The 20,699-nt window shown below is 62.2% G+C and carries 15 protein-coding genes and 3 pseudogenes; 14 read left to right on the top strand and 4 right to left on the bottom strand.

The window, feature by feature from the left end:
- Position 1 precedes the first annotated feature (1 nt).
- The 7 genes and pseudogenes from BLU17_RS26545 to BLU17_RS26575 all read left to right on the top strand — a co-directional run bounded on the left by BLU17_RS26545 (position 2) and on the right by BLU17_RS26575 (position 6,020).
- A complete protein-coding gene (locus BLU17_RS26545; RefSeq protein ID WP_092003720.1) occupies positions 2-280 on the top strand; it encodes a 2Fe-2S iron-sulfur cluster-binding protein in 279 nt (92 codons plus the stop codon).
- A complete protein-coding gene (locus BLU17_RS26550; RefSeq protein ID WP_092003723.1) occupies positions 274-1,248 on the top strand; it encodes an alpha/beta hydrolase in 975 nt (324 codons plus the stop codon). Before BLU17_RS26545 ends, BLU17_RS26550 begins: the two co-directional genes overlap by 7 nt.
- 171 nt (positions 1,249-1,419) lie before the next feature.
- Positions 1,420-2,112 carry a GntR family transcriptional regulator gene (locus BLU17_RS26555; RefSeq protein WP_092003726.1) on the top strand — a complete coding sequence of 231 codons (693 nt, stop codon included), beginning with the start codon at positions 1,420-1,422 and terminating at the stop codon, positions 2,110-2,112.
- A 291-nt stretch (positions 2,113-2,403) separates the two neighbouring features.
- Positions 2,404-3,287 (top strand): annotated as a pseudogene (locus BLU17_RS26560) (integrase core domain-containing protein).
- Between the two features lie 242 nt (positions 3,288-3,529).
- A complete protein-coding gene (locus tag BLU17_RS34640) occupies positions 3,530-4,210 on the top strand; it encodes an amidase family protein (protein WP_425434147.1) in 681 nt (226 codons plus the stop codon).
- A gap of 109 nt (positions 4,211-4,319) precedes the next feature.
- Positions 4,320-5,402 carry a porin gene (locus BLU17_RS26570; RefSeq protein WP_092003732.1) on the top strand — a complete coding sequence of 361 codons (1,083 nt, stop codon included), beginning with the start codon at positions 4,320-4,322 and terminating at the stop codon, positions 5,400-5,402.
- Positions 5,403-5,690: 288 nt separating this feature from the next.
- A complete protein-coding gene (locus tag BLU17_RS26575) occupies positions 5,691-6,020 on the top strand; it encodes a COG3415 family protein (RefSeq protein WP_245747026.1) in 330 nt (109 codons plus the stop codon).
- Here the strand turns inward: BLU17_RS26575 and BLU17_RS34005 are convergent.
- From BLU17_RS34005 to BLU17_RS26590, 3 genes and pseudogenes are all read right to left on the bottom strand, one after another.
- Positions 6,007-6,217: pseudogene (locus tag BLU17_RS34005) on the bottom strand (IS5/IS1182 family transposase); the annotation flags it as partial. The gene BLU17_RS26575 and the pseudogene BLU17_RS34005 overlap by 14 nt on opposite strands.
- Positions 6,218-6,301: 84 nt before the next feature.
- A pseudogene (locus BLU17_RS26585) lies at positions 6,302-7,227 on the bottom strand (phosphatidate cytidylyltransferase).
- Between the two features lie 35 nt (positions 7,228-7,262).
- On the bottom strand, positions 7,263-7,892 hold the full coding sequence (locus BLU17_RS26590) for a lysophospholipid acyltransferase family protein (RefSeq protein ID WP_092003735.1): 630 nt from the start codon (positions 7,890-7,892) through the stop codon (positions 7,263-7,265).
- Positions 7,893-8,191: 299 nt separating this feature from the next.
- Here BLU17_RS26590 and BLU17_RS26595 point away from each other — a divergent pair, with 299 nt between their 5' ends.
- From BLU17_RS26595 to BLU17_RS26625, 7 genes are all read left to right on the top strand, one after another.
- Entirely contained in the window at positions 8,192-8,797 is a 606-nt protein-coding gene (locus BLU17_RS26595) for a CDP-alcohol phosphatidyltransferase family protein (protein ID WP_092003738.1), read from the top strand.
- A gap of 293 nt (positions 8,798-9,090) precedes the next feature.
- Positions 9,091-10,920 (top strand): DUF2138 domain-containing protein, encoded by a 1,830-nt coding sequence (locus BLU17_RS26600; RefSeq protein WP_092003741.1) that lies wholly within the window; start codon positions 9,091-9,093, stop codon positions 10,918-10,920.
- A gap of 2 nt (positions 10,921-10,922) precedes the next feature.
- Entirely contained in the window at positions 10,923-11,600 is a 678-nt protein-coding gene (locus tag BLU17_RS26605) for a DUF1175 domain-containing protein (protein WP_092003744.1), read from the top strand.
- Between the two features lie 8 nt (positions 11,601-11,608).
- A complete protein-coding gene (locus BLU17_RS26610; protein ID WP_092003747.1) occupies positions 11,609-16,369 on the top strand; it encodes an alpha-2-macroglobulin family protein in 4,761 nt (1,586 codons plus the stop codon).
- 44 nt (positions 16,370-16,413) lie between these two features.
- Positions 16,414-18,144, top strand: coding sequence for a DUF2300 domain-containing protein (locus BLU17_RS26615; protein ID WP_092003750.1), 1,731 nt, complete (start codon positions 16,414-16,416; stop codon positions 18,142-18,144).
- Positions 18,144-18,965: a YfaP family protein gene (locus BLU17_RS26620; RefSeq protein ID WP_425434148.1), complete on the top strand. Its 822-nt coding sequence runs from the start codon at positions 18,144-18,146 to the stop codon at positions 18,963-18,965. Before BLU17_RS26615 ends, BLU17_RS26620 begins: the two co-directional genes overlap by 1 nt.
- A 2-nt stretch (positions 18,966-18,967) precedes the next feature.
- On the top strand, positions 18,968-19,771 hold the full coding sequence (locus tag BLU17_RS26625) for a YfaP family protein (protein ID WP_092003864.1): 804 nt from the start codon (positions 18,968-18,970) through the stop codon (positions 19,769-19,771).
- Between the two features lie 590 nt (positions 19,772-20,361).
- Here the strand turns inward: BLU17_RS26625 and BLU17_RS26630 are convergent.
- Positions 20,362-20,607: a hypothetical protein gene (locus tag BLU17_RS26630; RefSeq protein ID WP_245747022.1), complete on the bottom strand. Its 246-nt coding sequence runs from the start codon at positions 20,605-20,607 to the stop codon at positions 20,362-20,364.
- Between the last annotated feature and the right edge of the window lie 92 nt (positions 20,608-20,699).

Consider the following 20,699-nt stretch of genomic DNA (forward strand, 5'->3'; position numbering starts at 1 on the left):
AATGGTTCAGATTACTTTCCTGAGCAATGGCGGCAAGACGGTCGAGGCGCCGGAGAACAGCAACTTGCTGCGCGTGTCGCTGCGCGAGCAGGGCGGTATTCCATTCAAGTGCGGTGGCGGCCTGTGCGGCACCTGCAAGTGCAGGGTCGAGGCGGGCCGCGAGCACACCGACGAAGTCAAGCAAAAGGAGCGGCGCCACCTGAGCGCCGAAGAACTGGCGAGCGGCTACCGCATGGCGTGCCAGACCTTCATCAAAGGGAACGTGAGCGTGTCATGGTGACAGACGATCGAGACGAACAAAGCGAGCTCGCCGCGCACGAGCCGTTCAGCGCGCTGAGCGGCGTGCAGCGCAAGCAGTTGCTGGAGCTCGGCCCGCGCTGGAATGACGACATCGTCGGCAACCGCAAGATCGTGATCGATTGCTATACGCCGGTCGTGGCCGCCGCGCCGAGGGAGAGCACGCAGGTGGAGCGCGAGATCGCCTATGGGCCGAATGCGCGCCAGGTGCTCGACGTCTTTGCACCGGAGTACGCCGCGCACGAGGGCGGCGCACTGCGCGAGGCGGTGCTGTTCGTGCATGGCGGCGCGTTCGTGCGCGGCAGCAAGAGCGTGAACGGCGAGATTTACGACAACGTCTGCCACTGGTTCGCCCGCCAGGGCTGCGTGGCGGTGAACGTGGAATACCGGCTCGCCGACGAGGCTCCCTGGCCCGGCGGCGCCGAAGATGTGGCGTTGGCGCTGGCGTGGGTGCGCGAGCATGCCGCGCGCTGGCGCATCGACACGTCGCGCATCTTCCTGATCGGCCATTCGGCGGGCGGCGCGCATGCGGCGAGCTGCCTGTTCGATCCCGCGCTCACGCCAGGCGTGCCGCCGGAGAGCGTGGCGGGCCTCGTGCTCATCAGCGCGCGCCTGTATGCCGACGTCGATACGCGCAATCCGAACGCGGGCCCCGTGCGCCGGTATTTCGGCGAAGACGGATCGCGCTACGCCGAGCGCTCGCCGCTCACACACGCGGCCCGCTCCGCGGTGCCCGTGATGATCGCCGTGGCCGAGTACGAAAACCGCTTCCTCGACGACTACGGGGCGGCTTTTTTCCTCGCGCTGCTGCGCCATCGCGGCGTGCCGCCGCGCTTCGTGCAGATGCGCGGCCACAATCACACGTCGATCGTCGCGCACTTCAATTCCGGCGAAGAGACGCTCGGGCGGGAGATACTCGCGTTCATGGCGTCGACGCAGCGCGCAACGTAACCGGAAGAAGGAGAAAAAGCGGACCACAAATGCCGCCCGCGCAAATTTGACGTCGCGCAGGCAGAGCGTGCTTCGTATCATGTGTACAGTCTACGAAAACCCCGGGTGCTGCTAGAATTGCGCCAGCAGTTCGGGTGCAACAGTCTGATCGTGGATCGTGGAGAAAGGAACATGGTGCGGGGAGCCGTCGAGGCAAGCGGTGCGAGTGGGGCGGGCGGCCGCAAGCCGATCATGCACAAGCAGCTTTCGGAGCTGGTGATCGCCCGCCTGCGCGAGTCGATCACCTTGGGGCAGTACAAGCCGGGCGACCGGCTGGTCGAGGGCCGCATTGCCGAGGACCTGGACGTGTCGCGCGTGCCGGTGCGCGAGGCGCTACGCGCGCTCGCCGCCGAAGGGCTGGTCGAGGTGCGGCCTCGCCATGGCGCTGTGGTCGCGTCGCTCGACCCGTCGGCGGCGCGCGAAATGGTGCAGATCCGCGCCACGCTCGAAGGGCTCAATGCGCGGCTTGCCGCCGAGCATTGCACGCCAGAACTGGTCAGGCAGATCGGCGAGGTGCTTCAAGCCGGCAACGCCAAGGTGGCCGCCGGCAATCCCGCGGGCCTGCTGGAACTGAACGCGCGCTTTCACGACCTGCTCTACGCGGCGGGCGCCAATTCCATGCTGTCCGACCTCATGCGTTCGCTGCGCGACCGCACCCGCATGCTGTTCGTCAACGCCACGGACGAAGAAGTGCGCCTCACATGGGACGAACATGCGGCCATCCTGCGCGCCGTCCAATCCGGCGATGCGTCGCTCGCGGCGCTGCTGGCCGAGCGCCACGTCACGCGCGCGGCGCAGTACTACCTCGATCACGTAGCCCGCTGAAGCGCCGCCTGCCCGCCGCCATCCGCCCGCAATCAGCCGATTGGCGATTGTCGTTATTTTCGCCCGATTGTCCTGGGACCATTATTTTTCGCCCCGCTTTTGAGCGACCATGAACGCTTACGAAGGAGCGGATCGAGATGGCGCGGGTGACGATTTCGAGTGGATGGCGGGACGCATTTTTGTTGAATCGATGTCCGAGAGTCACACAGCTTGATCTGCTATGGAAAACCTGGCTAGGAATGAGTGTTAGCGTTTCGGAGCAATTTTCCCGATATGAACGGGAGGTTGGTGATGAAACGCAAACAGCACTCGGTGGAGCGGATTGTGGCTGCGTTCAAGCAGGCTGCGCTGGGCATGGCAGTCGCAGACCTGGACCCGTTAACTTTGGGATATCCGAGCAGACCTGTTACCGTTGGAAGAAGCTGTACGCGGGCCTTGAGTCGAACCAGGTTCGAGAACTGAAGCAACGGCAGGACGAGAATGCACGGCTCAAAAAGCTGGTTGCGGAATTCGGCCAGGACAATGCGATCCTGCAGGACGTCGCCACAAAAATGTGGCCCCGCCCGCGCTGAAGAGGTGGGTTGTAACCTGGATCATCGATCACTACAGCTACGCTCAAAGCTGCCCAGGCGACGCAAGATGGTCGTGTCGCGTCGGTAACGTTGCGTGCCGACCCGCCCCAACGAGGTCTGGAGCCTGCTTCGTGGCAGACCAGCTGGCCGACGGCACTCGTCTGCGAGCCCTCACCATCGTGGACGTCTTCAGCCGTGAGGCGCTTGCTATTGAAGTGGGGAAGCGCCTGTGTGCGGACGACGTCGTGTCGGCGCTGAAGCTTCTGGTGGCCTCGCGCGGGGCCCCGCGATTCCTGTTTGCCGATAACGGCAGCGAATTCTCTGGCCGTTTGCTGGATATGTGTGGGCGCACCACTACAAAAGCGCAAATCGACTCCAGCCGGCCGGGCAAACCCACGGCTAGCAGCGTCATCGAGACGTTCGATGGTTCATGCCGGGACGAATGTCTGAACCTGCACTGGTTCGAATCTTTGGCTGAAGCGAAATGCGAGATCGAGGGCCTGGCAGCGGGACTGCGATGAGACCCGACCTCACATGGCACTCAAGCATTTGACGCCGGGCGAATTCGCGCAACTACCTCGAAAACTCCGAATCCAGTCTTGACACGATAAATATGGCCTCACAAAGTATACAGAGTACTTTTGAGGGACATCAGGATGTTTGCTAGCTGTGGATCTAACTCTGGCGCCGTCGGCCGGCACATACTTATGTGGCAGGTCGGGCCGGTTACGCATGAAAATAACGCTTGCTCGCCTGATCTGTTGGAGATATCCCACGTATTGATCACGTGCGACAACTCGTGGGTCAAGACAATCATACTTGCGAATTTGGGCAGGGCCCTTGATATGGCGCGTGGGTGCAAAGCAAGTATCGGGTATTTTTTTCGTTTGACAAACGGAATACTGTATCCAATCGCAACAACTTGCGGTTCTCTGTGGCGCGGCGCTTCCGCAGTCGGCGATTCGAATGCCGTCAGCCATCTGAATAACGCTGGGGTCGTCCTGATCGGTGAAGACAATCCGCGTCTCCATTTCACGGATTGCCAAACCAGTCATGAGATCGGCGGTATTGCGAAGAATCCGGAAGATCATGCGGTCACGCCAGTCGGTTCGCCGGGCGTGACCGCGGCTGCTGCCATGTGCGCTAGCAATCCATTTTTCGACGTTGGGTCGGATATCGGCTCGTCTATCTGTAGCCCGCCGCATTTCCGTGACATCGCCTCCCATAAGAGGAGCCGCGGGATCATATCGCTACAGGTGGCTCCCCCCACAAAGGCAAGTGATCTCGGTTGTGAGACCCTGCAATACATTGGTAGTGCGTCGCGTCACAGCGACTGGCTCGCTCCTCTTGCAGTTGGTTGGCTTGCTGAAAAAATCCCTCTCGGAACATCCATTCCTCTGGCTGCCGGAGTGGGATATCTAATCGTCATCCTGTGTGCCTGCATGATTCCCGAAACAAACGGGATTTCGCTCGATGACATAGTAAGCAGTTCTAGCTCAGGTCGTGACAAGTCACCCAGATCCTAAACTTTTTCGCTGGATTCAAAATTGTGTTAATTGAATTTGTACATTTCTCAGATTAGGAGCTTTGAGAGTAATTTTTTTTATAAATTAACATATAGGAATACTACATAAAATGAAAGGTATTATGAATAATAAAATAACAATCTTCAGCGGTCTACTGATGGCTTCGGTTGGCTTGGCGTCGGGAACTGCATGCGCATCGGGTTCCAGCGTGGTGCTCTACGGCATACTGGATACCAGCATCGAGTACCTCACCAATGCAGGAGGTACGAGTTCTACTCCTCATTCGGTGCTGCGGGAAACGTCCGGGAGCTGGTATAGCGACCGAGTCGGACTAAAGGGGACAGAGGATCTGGGCAATGGCTATGCCGCCATATTCACACTCGAATCGGGCTTCAATATCGGCAACGGGGCGTTGCTGCAGGGGGGGCGCCTATTCGGTCGCCAGGCATTCGTTGGCCTGGATACACCGTTCGGAGCAGTGACCTTTGGTCGGCAGAAAACTGTTTTATATGATTATCTGCTCGGACTTGATCCACTCAGTTGGTCATCATATGGCCTCGACGATCAGGATACGCAGGTGGTGAACAGAGCTGACAATTCGGTAAAGTACGTGACCAATATCGGTCCGTTCAACTTCGACGCGATGTACAGCTTTGGTTACGACTCGGTGAGTGGTAGCGGCCCGTTACCAGGTCAGTTTCGCGTTGGCAAGGAATACGACATCGGTGGCGAATATGCGAGTGGGCCCGCGACCCTGGCCATCATCTTCGAGCAGCGAAATGGTAACTCGAGCGGTACCGGGAACCAGAAGGAGCAGCGCTTCGTGGCTGCGGGCAGCTATGCGTTCAGTCAAATGAAATTCTTTGGGGGTTATGAATGGTATATGAGTAGCGTAATAGCAACTGCCCAGCATCAGAACATGTTTTATGCTGGTGCCCAGTATCGGGTCACGGTTCCGCTGCAGCTTTCAGCGGCTATTTTCTATCACGACATTCGTTCGGCCGATCAGCGTCCAGTCAGTTTTGGCGTTCAGGCGGACTACGCTCTATCGAAGCAAACCCAACTCTATATCGAAGGGACATATGTGAAAAACAGCAACGGGTCTGATCTCGGGGCATCCGGGTTCGGTTCAAGCATTGTCGCTGGCCGGAATCAGACCGCTGTTGCGGCTGGCATCGTGCACATGTTCTAGAAGGTGTTGTGAACTTTCTTTAGCGGACAAAAATATTTTAGGAAGCCTAAAGTAAGAGATAGTTTTGTGGGCGGGTAAGGCCACGGCGTCGCCGCCGCAGCCTTCCCTGGAAGGTGTGATGAACTTTCGGACAGATCCGGTACCCATGGCGACATGAAAAAACTGAGGCTGCCCGGAATTCCGGACTAGTCGGAGTTGGAAAGATCCGGCATGATTCAGGAACTGCGACTAGTCGAATGCGTCATTGAATTAGCACCCCATCTGTGTTCAGATCCAGGTCATGGGTAAATGAATCTGACAGATATGGAGCGGGAGCAACTGCTGTCGGCCGCGCGTAGCCGGACGGTGCACGCGGCGGACGTGCGACGCGCGAAGTTGATCCTGATGCTTGAGGACGGCGAGTCGCGTGACAGCATCATGCGCACACCCGGTTGTGACTCCCGCTTCATCGTGCGCCGGTCGGCGCGATTGCTCAGTGAACGACTGGCCGGCATGTATGCCCGGCACCCCGGGCGTGTGCCCAGGCAGCCGCCCGCGAGACTGGAAGCGCGGGTGCTTAACCGCCCACCATTCGCTTGCTCCAGCGTATTCCGTTGGAGTTTGTGTTGGCAGGCGTAATGTGTACCGCGAGCAGCAGGCCAAACGTACCGACAGTCATATGAATCTTGTTGCCTCGCTTGCGCTTGTTGCCGTCACAGCCCGAGCGGTCCGCTTTCGCACGTGGACTGCAACGTGCGTCCAACCAGAATCACTGCACCGGGCTGGCCCTGGCGCTCCTGCGCCACGCGCAGCACCGAACGCCGATCATTGACCATCGGTTTGGCTGAAAGTACTAACACTCTCCAGGCAATGGTCTGCGTAAAACGCGGTGCTTCTGCTGTTTGCACGTCCGCAGCCGGTCATGCATACGCGAATCGAACGAGGTGGAAGAATACCGGTGCAGCAAAACAGATGGAATCGACGCGATCGAGCGCGCCACCGTGGCCGGCGATCAGGGTGCCCCAGTCCTTTGTGTCGAGCGAGCGTTTGACGGCAGAGAGGACGAGCCCGCCCACGAAGCCGGCGATCACGACTGCGAGCGAGATGCCGAATGCGGCACCAAAGCTGAACGGTGTGACACGATAGAGTGACGCGCCGCACAGCGTCGCGAGCAGGCCGCCTCCCACGAAACCTTCGATGGTCTTCGAAGGCGAGAGGCGCGGGGCTATCTTGCGGCGACCGAATAGCTTGCCGACGACATACTGGAACACATCGCTGATCTGGACAACGAAAAAAAAAACAGCAGCAACGCGTTTTGCCCGGCGTAATGCGGAATGTCCAGAATAAGTACCGCAGGCGCGTGGCTCAATCCATAGACACAGACCATCAGCGCCCAGTTGATTTTCGCGTTTCGGCCAAGGAACTCTTTGGTATCCTGAGTAAGTGCGGAGACAAGCGACATCGCAAAGAACAGGTGCACGGGGACAAAGATCGAATACATCCCATACCAGCCGATTGCGAGCAACAGATACTGGACCGGAATCGCAATGAAGAAGGCGATGAAGAGCGTCGTGTGGTCGCTCGCTGTCGTCGGCGTGAGCGTAATGAATTCGCGCAGCGTCAGGTAAGACAGCAGCGCAAACACGACGTAGGTCACGTTATTGCCCAGGCCGATCGCGACCGCCATCACGGCGATCATCGCCCACCAGGCCCGGATGCGCTGGTTCAGATTTGCGATCGTCGGGTTCTGGCCGCCGCTGCGCACGCTGAGAATTGCACCGATGATGGTTGCAATCGCAAGCGTGGCGGTTACGCCTGCAACCAGTTCCCAGAAGAGGGTATGCATATGTCGATGTCCTGGTATGGAAGGAAAAGCTGCGTTTAGCTTGCCGGCCGTTGTGGCGCGAGTCTGACGACCGCATTGCGCATGCGGGCGAGGAACGATGTCTTGTCTTCGTTCTGGCTACGCCGCTCATCTTCGCCAAAGTGCACCTTGCAGATCAGCGGTATGGGCCAGACCGCGCCTTTCGGCATGATTCGCTGGAGGTTCTCGAGGTACACAGGCGAAAGCGCGGCGTCCGGGAATTCTGTCGCGAGATGAAACAGGCCGCTCCTGAACGATTGGGGCAATGCATCCGTGCTACGCGTGCCTTCGGGAAAGAGAATGATCGAATGGCCTTGTGCGAGCGCTTCGCGCACTGGATCAAGCGGATCGTTGCCGGTCTCGCGGTGGCGGTCGATCAACACGACGTTCAACAGCTTCTGTGCGACGTGACGCCTGAACCTGTTGCTGTCCCAATAGTCGCGAGCGGCCACTGGCCGGATAGTCGCGCGCACATTTCGGGGTAGCGCAGCGAGAATCGCCAGCGTGTCAATATGACTTGTATGGTTCGAAAAGTAGATCTTCTGTTGCGGCGACGGTGCATCATCGTGCCAGACAGGATAGGCGCCTGCGACGAGACGCACGACACTGAGCAGGAAATCACGCTGCCAGATGTGACAGATTTTCATGAGAAGACGGATTTAAAAGATAGCTAGCGATCAGCATCCGCCGTTTGAGCAAATGACTGATCGACAAAAGATCAATTCTCTCTGATTGTTGACGTGAATTAAATGAATTTCGAATTTAATAAATTTTGCAAAATTCATGTATATCTCGTAATTACAGGCATCCTATTGATGCAATTCGTATTGAAAACTATTGACGTTTTCAAAGTCGCCGATAATATATCGGCTTTCTCGTGCTCCGCGGGCAAATCTGGCACCTGATCTTGCTGGATTGCAAACTTGATCCTCTTACGTACTCCAAAATGAGCCTCTATGCCATCAAACCACGTTTCCAGGATCTGCTTCGGCCGCTGACCGATACTCTTGCGAGGCGCGGCGTAACGGCCAATCAGGTCACGCTCTTTGCAGCGGGCGGCTCGATTGTTGCTGGTGCGATCGCGGGACTCGGCATGTTCGCGCGGCCACTGTTTCTCCTGATTCCCTTGTGGCTGCTTGTTCGCATGGCCCTTAACGCGATTGACGGCATGCTGGCGCGCGAGCATGGGCAGAAGAGCACACGCGGCGCTTACCTGAACGAACTTGGCGACATCGTGTCGGATGTGGCGCTCGTATTGCCGTTTCTCGCGATACCGGCGTTATCGACGGCAGACGTCTGGCTGTTTGCGCTCATCGCCGTGGTGGTCGAATGTGCCGGCTTGATCGGCCCGCTCACCGGGGCGAGCCGGCGCTACGATGGCCCATTCGGCAAAAGCGACCGGGCATTCGCACTTGGCGCATTTGCACTGTGGATCGGGATCGGGCTGCCGGTTGGCGCTATCGCACCCTGGTTGTGGCGGCTGTGGATCGTGCTTTCGATCATGACGATTGTTCGACGCGTGCAGGCGGGAATTGCCGAAGCTGATACTTGAGCGATACGTTGCTTGCCTGACGGCCCAATAGTTCGGATATGCCCGCAGGGACCGGTAGCTATTCACTGCACAGTTTCCGGCACGAACCTGGTTCACGCAGAATTCTGATGCTTGTAACAAGTATCGGAGAAATATTATTGGATTTTTTTAACAAAATTTTCGTAAATTTTAATCAATTTTCCATTGCGAAGTGTTCATGTTTTTAAGAAAAATATAACATTAGCGACTTTCTGAGTCGGGCTGCAAAAAGCTGGAACAACAAAATCAGCAAACCGTTGAGGGCAGGTTATTCCATGAAGTTAACGCGTAGGAAGATTGCGCTGACGATTGCCGTTCTGATAGCGGGGCTAATCGCTGTTCAGGCAATCTGGAGACCCTTTGGCGGAAGGTTGGAGATCCAGCCACACGCGGTGGCATTCGATATCCACTATCCCGACGCAATGATCGACAGCGTCGCGCTTTCGCATTTGCCCCGCGACATCGTTCGCGTGCCGTTGTTGCAGACGTTGCTGACGCAGGATTTCGTCGATTACTACGAATCGAACAGCACCCGGCTTTCCGCCGAAGGCGCACTGCGCCGGCTCGCGTTCGAGCACGATCTCGAATGGCGCGACGAGCTCATCAAGCGCGTGCTCGACGAGCCGTCGCGCGTGCTGCTATGGCGCTCGCCGGACGGCCGTCTCGGCTATTGGGTGATGACGATGCGCCGCAACGGCCTCTTGAAGCTGATGCAGGCCATGGGCAATGTAGCTGCGAGCGACAGCCAGCTTAGCAAGGTCGCCACGCTGTCCGGCGACGTGCCGGTTTATGCACTCAAGCTCGCGGTCGGCCATACGCTGCTCTTTGCTGCAAAAGGCGAGCAGTTCATCGCGATGTCGGAGCCGGGCATTCTGCTCGACGAGAACGGCAAGACCATCGGCGAACGCGCGAAAGCATTGGCGCAGATGCTCGACGACGGCGGCGCCGATGCGATGCGCGCCTGGCACCTCGACGCCGTGCCGGCCAACGGGAACGGGCATCGCCTGATCGTCTCGGTCAATTATCTGTCGTTCGGTTACCAGGGTTTTTTCCCGGGCATCGATGCGGTGCGTTTCGATTTCTCCGCTTCGGGCAACGGCAAGTGGAACACCGCCGCGCTGATCGATCCGGGACGCTTGCCGCAGCACTGGGACAGCGCCGAACTGTGGCGCGCGTTGCCCTCGAACGCGGCCGCGTGCGCAAGCGTGCCGGTCGACTGGAGCGACGCGGCCGATATGCTCGGCGAACTCCGCAACGGCGAACAGGCGGCCGCGAATGTGCTGCGCGAGCAGTTCACCGGGCCTGCCGCCGTCTGCTGGTACGCGAAATCGACACTTGTGGCGCCCGTTTTCGTCGCACGCCTGAAGCCCGAAGTCGCGCGGGATCCCGCCCGGCTCGCACAGATCAGGAGCGCGCTGGCGGACGTGTTCCCCGACGCCATCGGCGCGTATGAAGCGAGGGCGAACGACGCCGCCGGCTATCGCCGGCTGCCGGTGCAAACGCGCGAAGCCCCCGGCGGCGCCACGCTCTGGATGCGCCCGGTGAGCGCACGTTCGGGGACCGCGCAAAGCGCCGGCTCACCGTATGCGGCGCAACTTTCGTCGCCGCGCTACTTCCCGGTCACGCTCGCGCTGGCGCACGGCTATGTGGTGTTCTCGCCTGATGCGCGCCTCGTCGACGACACGCTCGCGGTGCTCGACAAGCGTTATCCTGCGATCGCCGACACATTGTCGCCACAGCGTCTTTCGACATCGGTGGTGTCGCTGACGCCTGCCACCGCGGCCGCGCTGGTCGAGCGCGAAGCAGGGCGCACGCTGCCTGCCGATCAGGAAGCCATTTTCCGCAATGCGGCGCGCGCGCATCTGTTGCCGAAGCTGCACGCGGTCGCCAGCTACGCGCCGGTCTCGTTGAGCCTGCCGGACTCGCTGCCGTCGTCGGCCGGGTGGGTGCCGGTGGAATGGCACGTCGAGCCGCGCGCGAGCGTGGGCCCGCGCGACGACAATGCCGCGGGTCGTCCGCTGGGCACGACGGGCGCCGCGGATAGCGGTGCGGCCGTGCCCGGCGCCGACGATCAGTCGGCTCGACCTGGCACGAGCGGCAACTGACGATGCGTCGCCGCTTTCTACAGCGATGTGCTGCCGCATTGGGCGTCGCGCTCGCCGGTCCGGCACGCGCGCTGATGCCGGCTCAGCCGCAACCCGATCCCGATGCGCTCACGCCCGGGCAATCAACGTTCTTTCGTGCGTGGTTCGTGCGCATCGTCGATCAGCAGGTGCAGCGCGGTCCGACGCCACGCTGGACGCAGCGCGACTGCGCGGGCCTCGTGCGTTTCGCCGCGACGGAGGCGCTGCGCGAGCACGACGCGCGCTGGCTCAAGGCCAACGGCATGAACGATGCCGCCAACGCGAGCCGTCTGCCGCCCGAACTGCAATTGACCCCATGGCAACGCATGCTCGCGAACCGCTGGACACGCATCGACGGCAGCGTGGGCGCATATGTGTCGGCCATCGCGCTCGTCCAGCGCAACAGCCGCTTCGTTTCGCGCGACGTCAATCAGGCGCTGCCGGGCGACTTGCTGTTTTTCGACCAGGGCGACGATCAGCATCTGATGATCTGGCTCGATCGCTACATCGCTTATCACACAGGCACCGTTACGCTGTCCGACAGCGGGCTGCGCGCCGTCGCCGTTCCTGACCTGATGCAATGGAAAGACTCTCGCTGGCAGCCGGTCGACGGCAATCCGAATTTCGCCGGTGTGTTTCGTCTCGCATTTTTGACACCATGAGTGCTGCCATGCAACGTTTGCTCGTTTCAGCGCTGATTGCCGTATGTGTGTTGTTCGTCGGCGCGGGATCGCGTCCCGCATGGGCCGACGATCAGGACAAGGCCGACAATACCGCGCAGCAGAATATCGACGCGAATCCAACGCTGGGTGTGCCAAAGCCGAGCGCTTACGACAGCCAGGTCGTGCAGGGGCAGCCGTTCTTCCTGCTTTCCGATACGAGCTACGGCAGCAACCAGCTCGCGCAGGTTCGTCTGGAAGCGCCGGGGCGCGAGTTCCAGTCGCAGCTCGAAGGCTATGGCGGCGCGGACATCGTCGTGTACAAGGTGGCGCATCCGCTCGCATTCCTGAAGGCACAGAAGAACCTGCATCGCCTGAACGTCAAGCCTGACTACCAGGGCGAAGGACTCGCGAACACGCTTGCTTATCTATGGGACCGCTGGGTGAGCGACGCGCGGCGCGCGTGGCAGCGCGTGTTGTCGTTCGCGACGCGCAGCAAGGTGACCGAGGCGAAGCCCGAATTCGGGCTGGGCGAGCAGACAGGCAAGCCGACGCGCTTCGAACCCGAGTCGCGCTTTGCGCCGCTGCCCGGTTACGACGTGATTGGCCGATTCCGCTATCCGGTCTGGAACGCGAAGAGCATTCAGCCGCCCAAAGGCGTGGATCTGGCAGGGAGCAGCAGCAACTTCATCGCGGCATCGTCCGGCAACGTGATGATCCCGGTCGGCAAGCTGGCGCCGGGTCTCTATCTCGTCGAAGCGATCATCGGAAACTATCGTGCGCACACGCTGCTTTTCGTCTCGGACACGGTGGCGGTCGTGAAGGCGGCGTCGAGCGGAGTGCTCGTCTGGACCGCGCGGCGCGACAACGGCAAGCCGGTGCCGAATACCGAAGTCAACTGGACCGACGGCGTGGGTGTGCTGCAGAGCGGCTCGACCGGCGACGACGGCGCGCTGGTGTTGCAGCACCTGTCGCCGGAGCGCAGCTATGTGATCGGCAGCGATCCGCGGGGCGGGGTTTTCGTATCGGAGAATTTCTACTACGACAGCGAGATCTACAACACGAAGATCTACGCGGTTACAGACCGGCCGCTTTATCGCCCGGGCGATGCCGTCCACGTGAAATTCATCGGCCGGGCGTTCCGGAGCGCGAATCAGTCGACGCCGGCCGCGCCCGCGCAAATCAAGTTCGAGGTGCTCGACCCGAACGGCGCGCCGATCATGACGCGCAGCGTGGATTTCGCATCGGAAACGGGCGGCGAAACAGACTTCATGTTGCCGACCACCGCGCAGGGCGGCGGCTACACCATGCGTTTCAACTACAACGGCGACAGCTACGGCAGCGCATTCCGCGTCGCGGAGTATGTGAAACCGCACTTCGACGTGAATCTCACGATGGACAAGCCCGATTATGCGACGGGCGACACGCCGAGGGGCAAGATTTCGCTGCGCTATCCAGACGGCAAGCCGGTCAGGAACGGCCGGGTGTCGGTCACGCTGCGCGCGCAGAAGGTGGCGATCGCCGATGGCGAGCTGCGCTATGCCGGCCTCTTTCCGGTGAAGCTCGAGCAGCAGGAACTGCAGACCGACGACGACGGTAATGCGTCCATCACGCTGCCCGCCGCAAAAGAACCGAGCCGCTATGCGCTCACACTGTTTGCGCAGGACGGCGCGGCGTACCGCGTGCGCGTGACGCGCGAAGTACTGATCGCGCGCGGAGCGACGCCGTATCGCCTGAGCACCGCGAAGTCGTTCTCGCAGCCGCACGAGCCGGTGCCGTTCACGCTCGCCGCGCTGGCGAATTCCGCCGCGGCGGGCAGCAACGCGCCGGGTGCGCACAGGCCGGCGAAGTGGGAGTGGGTGCGCCTCGAATCGCAGACGAAGTCCGATGGCACGCTACCCGCCGCGGGCGCTGATGGCAAAGTGAACTTCTCGCTGGCTTTCGGCGAGCCGGGTTCGTACATGCTGTCGGTGAAGGACGACGCGGGCAACCTGCTCGCGGCCGCAAGCCATTGGGTGGCCGGGGATGGCCTCAAGGTGATACCCGGCAGCGTCGAGATCGTGTTCGACCGCGACCACTATCGGATCGGCGATACGGCCGAAGCACTGATCACGTTCCCGTATGCGGTCGACGACGCACTGCTCACGCTCGAACGCGACAGCGTGGAAGCACATGCATTGCTGTCGAAGGGAGGCGACTGGCTGAGCTTGACGCGCGTCGCGCCCACGCAATGGAAGGGGCGCATCAAGGTCGGCCCCGAGTTCGCACCGAACATGACCTTCTCCGTGGCCTACGTGCACGACGGCGAATACGTATTCCAGAACGCGGGCATCGTGGTCGCGAAGCCTTCGATCGATCTCGCCGTGACGAGCGACAAGCCGGTCTACGCGCCTGGCGAAACCGTCACGCTCGATCTCGGCAGCGCGCTCGGCGGCAAGCCGCTGCCGGCGCACCTGACGGTGAGCGTGGTCGATGAAATGGTGTACGTGCTGCAACCGGAGATCGCGCCGGACATCTCCGACTTCTTCTACCATCCGCGTCGCAACAACGTGCGCACGACGTCGAGCCTCTCGTTCATCACGTACGACCTCGCGGCGTCCGCGATGCGTGGCGCGCCGGGCGGTCCGCAGCGCGGGCAGTATAACGAGCGCGGCGTGAAGGTGCTCGAACGCCCGCGTCGCGACGACGTCGACACGGCCGCATGGCAGGCCGAGCTGCTGACCGATGCGAGCGGCCATGCGCGCATGGCGTTCAAAATGCCCGATTCGCTCGCGCGCTGGCGCATTACCGTGCGTGCGATCTCGGCCGACGGCACCGTGGGTCAGCGGATCGCATACGTGCGTTCGGACAAGCCGCTTTATCTAAAGTGGACCGGGCCCACGAGCTTTCGCAGCGGGGACCAGCCGGTGATCGATATGCTCGCGTTCAATCAGGGCAGCGCCGATGTGGACGCGCAATGGGTGGTGAACGGCGCGGGCCTCGCGAACAATCGCAAGATCACGCTCAAGCCCGGTGCGAACTATCTGTCGCTGCCGCGCGTGTCGCTCTCGCCGGGCCTCGTCGATGCAAGCCTGAGTGTGAACGGCAAGGCGATCGACCGGCTGCGGACCGCGGTGAAGCTCGGCGCGCCGGGCTGGCTCGATCTGCGCGAAGTGCCCGTCACGTTCGACGCGAATCCGAAGCCGCTCGCGCTCGCGCCGGATGCGCAGGACGTACGCGTGCGCCTCGTGTCGAACGGCACGAGCCAGTTCGCGCGCGTCGCCGACGACCTGATCGAATATCCGTACGGCTGCGCCGAGCAGACTTCGAGCCGGCTGATTCCGCTCGCCCTCGCGCACGATGCGTTCAGCAACAACGCCGCACCGCAGAGCGCGACGCAAGGTCTCGATGCGCGTCTGCGCAATCAGCGCCAGCGTCTCGCGCTACTCGCGGGCATCAACGGTGCATTCGGCTGGTGGGGCGACACGACGGGCGGCAGCGCATTCATCACGGCGTATGCGTATTACGCGGACTGGCTCGCGAGCCGCAGCCTCGGCATTACGTTGCCGGACAGCAACTGGCAGCATGCGCTCGACGTTTATCGCGACAACGGCGCGAAGGAACCGCTGCTGCAGCGTGCGCTCGCGCTGTGGCTATTGCAGCAGATGGGCCAGCCGGTCGCGACGCCGGTAGCGGGCGTCGCTGGCCAGCTTGCACAGCGCGCGTCGACGATGTTCGATCGGGATGCGAAAGGGGCAGCCCGCGCGTATGTGCCCCAGGACAGTCTCGTGTTCGCCGGGCCGGATTCCGCGCGCGGATTGCAGGCAGCGGTGGTGCTTACGGCCTGGACCGCGCGGGTGACGCACGCGAGCTTGCCCGAAGGTTTCGATACGCTCGAGGCGCTCGCGCGCGCTTCGCTGATGTCGACTCCGTCGCCGCTGATCCAGAGCCTGCTTGCGATGGTCGGCGACGCGGGCGCGCCGGTCGACGCGAACGCCGTGCTGTCGCAAACCAGCGCGTCGTATCCGACCGTGGATCGCGCGTTCACGCTGCTGTGGCTGCGCCGGGCGATGGCGGGTTCTCGCTCGGGCGACGCGGGACAACCGTTGCCGACGACGCTGCAAGGCGGCGGCTGGACGGGCGCGACGACGCCGACTGGCGCGAGCGTCTGGACGTGGACGGGCGCCGGACTCCCGAAGTCGCTCGATATTGGCGGCGCGCGTCCGGACGTGTCGGCGCTAGTCTCGTATCGCAGCCGCGCGGCACAGGAAAGTCGCCTGCCGGTGAAGGTCGAGCGCACGCTGTATCGACTCGATCCGGTCAAGCCGTCGACCGATGCCGACAAGGCGGAAGGGCATTTCACGTTCGTCGCGCACAGGATGAAACCCGGCGACGCGATCGACAGCAACGCCCTGTACGTCGACGAAGTCAGGCTCACACCGCCGCAAAACGCCGCGTTCCATTACGGTCTGCTCGATGTGCCGCTGCCGCCGGGCGGCTCGGTCGAGGCGACGAGCTGGGGCGTCGGCATCTCGGGGTTGCCTGGTCCGGGCGAAGGCGGCAGCGGCCCACAGCCGTTCGGGCGCGCGGCGACCTATGAAATGGGCGATCTGAGCTATCACCAGCCCGTGCCGCTGCTCGACCGTCCGGTGACGTTGCGCCAACTCGTGCGCTTTGCGTTGCCGGGCACGTTCACAATGCCGCCTGCACACTTCTTCCGCATGTATCAGCCGGACCAGAAAGCATACGAAGGCGGACGTAGCGACCGCATGGTCACGCTGCGCATCGAGTGAGGTCTGACGTGAGAGCCCGCATCGTCGGATGGGTCGCGGCCTGCATGATCGGCCAGGCGGCGCTTTCTCCGACGCCCACGTACGCGGCGAACACGAGCAAGGACAGGAGCAAGGACAGGAGCGCGCGTCCGACGCTGTCCGCTCAACCGACGTTGCTCTTCGCATGGCGGCGCGGCGACGACGCGCGCTTGTGGACCTTCGGTCCTTCCGTCGATGCCGGCGCCGACGCGTCGCGCCAGGGCAATCCGCTGCCGCCGGCGCTGGAAGCGCCGCTCGGCAGCGTGTGGAAGCTGTTCGTCTACGCTTATCTCGTCGACCGGCAGATTCCCGCATCCGATTACCAATGCGATGGGCATGATCGCGACGAGGTGTACTGCTGCCTGGCCGGCGGGCATATCGACCGGGACCGCGCGCTGGTGCAATCGTGCGGTCTGTTCTTCGAGCCGCACCGGCTGCAACTCGACCCGGCCGGCTGGCGCCAGTATTGGCGCGCGCGGAAGGCGCCGGCGTGGCTGCAGGATCTGCATGCGCTGCGGCCCGAACGCCGCGTGCGTGTGAGCGAGTTGCTGGACGCGTTGCAGGCGGTGCCCGCACGCGCGCGGGACGACACCGCGAGCACGCTGGTGTCGGTCGTCACGAGCGGGCGGGGCGAGGGGACCGTTTCGTTCTACGGTGGTCTTTTGCGGGCGAAAACGTGGACCATGTCCGATCTGTCGAATGCGGGCGGCTATGAAGGCGGCGCTGCGGGATGGCTCGCGGATGGCACGCCGGTCTGGCTCGGCGGCCGTGGCGGCAGCGCGAACGTGCTGGCCGCCGCCGCGCCGCGCATCGCGCCGCTGGTCGCGCAAAGCGCGGTACCCGACGATCGTGCGTGCGTGGTGGTCGATTTCTTTTCCCGCTATCCGATACGAAAAGTGCTCGATACGCACGCCAATGGCAGGCCCGCGCAGCCCGGTCTCCTCGAAGGCGCCTTCAGCGTCGGCTTTGAAAGCGGCAACTGGTTGCCGATCGAGAGCCGCGGAGAGTTGCTGCTCGATCGCGATGACGCCGGCAAGCTGCACATTCGCGGGCGCTTCGGCATGAACGACTACGTGGCGCGCGTGGTGGAGCGCGAGGGCGACACCGCGCAACCGGAGGCGGCGCGTGCACTGGCCATTGCTGCGCGCAGCTATCTCGTGCAGCACGCCGGGCGCGAGCGCGGTTGCTACCGGATCGACGACAGCAGCCGCACGCAGCGGGTGTTGCCGCAAGCACCTCGCGCGGCGTCGCGCGAGGTCGCCGACTTCACCGACGGTCTCGTGCTCGCCGGGACGCCGGTGCAGTTTCATCACGACAAGGCGGCGCCCGGACAGATGAGCTGGCTGGACGCGAAGGCCGCCGCGCAACGCGGTCTCGCGTTCGACGCGATTCTTGCCCGCACCTGGCCGGCGGCGGCGCTTACGTCGTTTTCAAGCCCGCTCGCGGGCGATTGCGAGCCGGTGATTGCCGCGCACGCCTGGCTGCAACACGAGATGCCGAAGTGGGACCGGCGCCTGGCGGGCGAGGCAGGATACGAAGAGCCGGCATTGCCTGCGGTGTGTGAAGTGACGGCGGGCCGACCGTATGCCGATGCGGGGCGCAACCGCATCTATATTCGCCGTCTGCAGTCCGACGACGACCGCATCGCGCTTGCGCACGAATACCTGCACCTCGCGTTCGAACATCATCCGCGCGGACTGGACGAAGTGTTCATCGAGCAGGCCGCTCGCGACCTGATTCTTAAGGAACCCAAATGATGCTGAAATCGCTGGCCTGCGTGGCATGCGGCGCGGCGCTTCTCTCGGCCCATGCGCTTGCCGCGGCGAACGACGCGGATTCCGGCACGCTTGCACGGCTCACCGGCGCGTTCAACGGCTGGCGTCACAGTGGGCTGACGAACGAAGGCGAGCAGTACGTGGCCGCCTATCCGCGCCCGCCCGTCGATCGCGGGGCGCAGCGCTTTCGTACGCTGATCCAGGGCCAGCTCAAACGGGTCGACCTCCATGTGCGCCGGCCGCCTGCGCTGGTCGTAAACGGTAACCCGACGCCGCTTTACACCGACGAGCAAGGCTGGTTCGCGCGGCCGTGGGCGTTCGGCGCGGGCTCGAACAGCATCGAGCTCATCTCGGCGGATGGGGCGAAGCGCCAGCGCATGCAGTTTTACGAAGCGGATCGCACGAAGCCGCAGGCAAAGCTGCGTGCGGTCGTAACCTGGGACGATCCGCACGCGCAGGTCGATCTGCACGTGATTACACCGGGCGGTCTGCACGCGTTCTTCGCGAATCCGACGCTCGAAGATGGAAGCGGCTTCGACGTCGACTCGGTGGACGGCGCGGGGCCAGGGATCTTTTCTTCCGCGGCGCCGGAGCACGGCATCTGGCTTTTCTTCCTCAATTACTGGGGCAACTTCGATTCGACCGGTTATAACTTCGATTCGGGTGCGCACGATCGCGACGTGATTACCGCGACGCTCACGCTCGTGTTCGACGAGAACACGCCCAACGAGCGCCGCGAAACGCGCGTGGTGCCACTGCGCAAGATCGGCGACCTGGTCCTCGTGAAGAGTGAGCAGCTATGAGCATGCGTTTTCCTCGTTGCAATTCGGGCTGGCTCCGCAGGCTGGCGTGCGGCGTGACGCTGTCGTGCGGATGGGCCGGCCTCACGCATGCCGATACGATCGACTTCTCCGTGCCGCTAAACGGCTGGCGCAATTCAACAGGCAACACCGAGCGCTACACCCAGGACGTGCACTATCCGGCGGTGGCGGTGAACACGCCGGAAGGTCAGTCGGTCAACGCGATGATCGCCGGGCAGATCAAGGCCGCGCCGAAGGCGAAGGCGCGCAGTCCGGTCGGCACGCTCGTCGTGAACGGCACGCCGATGCCGCAGCGTATCGAGGAGGACGGGCGGTTTTCGCGACCGTTCTCGTTCGATACGGGCAGCAATGCCGTCGAGTTGCGCACTGCGGATGGCGCGCGCAAGCGCGTGCAGTTCTATGACGCGAATTCGGGCAAGATTCATCCACGTCTGCGCATCCTGCTGGCCTGGGACACCGATGGCACTGACCTCGATCTGCACGTGATCTCGCCCGATGGCTACCACACGTGGTACGGCGACCGCGTGGTGCCAAACGGCGGCGCGCTCGATGTCGACGTGACGACGGGTTATGGTCCGGAAATCTATTCCAATGCTGCGCCGTTGCCGGGAACGTACCTCGTCTACGTCAACTATTTCGGTCAGGGTGGGAGCGAGGCCGACATGACCGTAGCGCAGGTCACGATCATTACCAACGAGGACACGCCAAGCGAAAAACGGGAGATCGTGGTCGTACCGATGCGCGGGGCAGGAGAACTCACGCTGGCGAAACGATTCGAGTTTCCCTGAACTGGAAGTAGTTGAACTGGAAGCCGTCACGCGATTTCCAATGTGCGCGCCCTGACCCTTGTCATCGCCAGTTTTTGGCATCATCTTCTGGCTGGGTCGTCGGCAGTCCAGACGACTATAGATGCAAATATGTGCACGCTGGTACTGTTGGCGCTCATGCGCTGCGCTATCCGTTCGCGAGTCCCTCCGATAATCAGGCCGCCTTGGTGCAAGTAACGTCGGCCACTATTGGAGGCCGACTACGACCCTCAAATTGTCGCGGTGCATGATCGGTGTGACGTGCTATCCCTCTCCGCACTGGGATGATGCAACGAAAGATCACCCAGTTACGGTGCGCCGCGACAGGAGTCGGTCCGCTTGCTGTTCGAGTTCCCTGTCAGCCACCGCGATGCGCTTCTGGATGCTTCAGTGTTGAACAGATGGTGGCCGTGCTGAAACAGGCCGAGGCGGGGATACCGGTCGCCGAATTGATTCGCCATGTCGGCGTATCGGAACAGACTCGGTCAGCGCCTGCAATGAGGTGCGGCGCCGGAACGCGTGGCGCCGCGCGCTTTAATGCGGCTTGGCGGTCGCGCCGACGCCGAAGCGCGCTAATCGACGCGATTGCGGTCGCGCACGAGGATCGAGATGTAAATCGCCGTGCAGACGACGATGATGACCACGCCAGCGATCACCTTCTGATGGTCGAAATTGATAAGGCCGATCACCGCGATGGCAATGCCCGCAGCGGAGCCCAGCGTGCCCATGGCTGCAACGAAGATGCGCACCTTGCTCCACACGCGATGGCGCCGCTCGGGGCCTGCGCCTTCCATAAACTGATGCAATCGATCAAACATGGCGGCTCTTCCGGGTTGGGTAACGGGTGGTCATGCGGCGCGATTGAGCGGGCTGCCAGCCCAAAATCATTATAGCGAGGCAATTATTACGC

The sequence above is a fragment of the Paraburkholderia lycopersici genome (assembly GCF_900096975.1).
GTDB lineage: Bacteria > Pseudomonadota > Gammaproteobacteria > Burkholderiales > Burkholderiaceae > Paraburkholderia > Paraburkholderia lycopersici.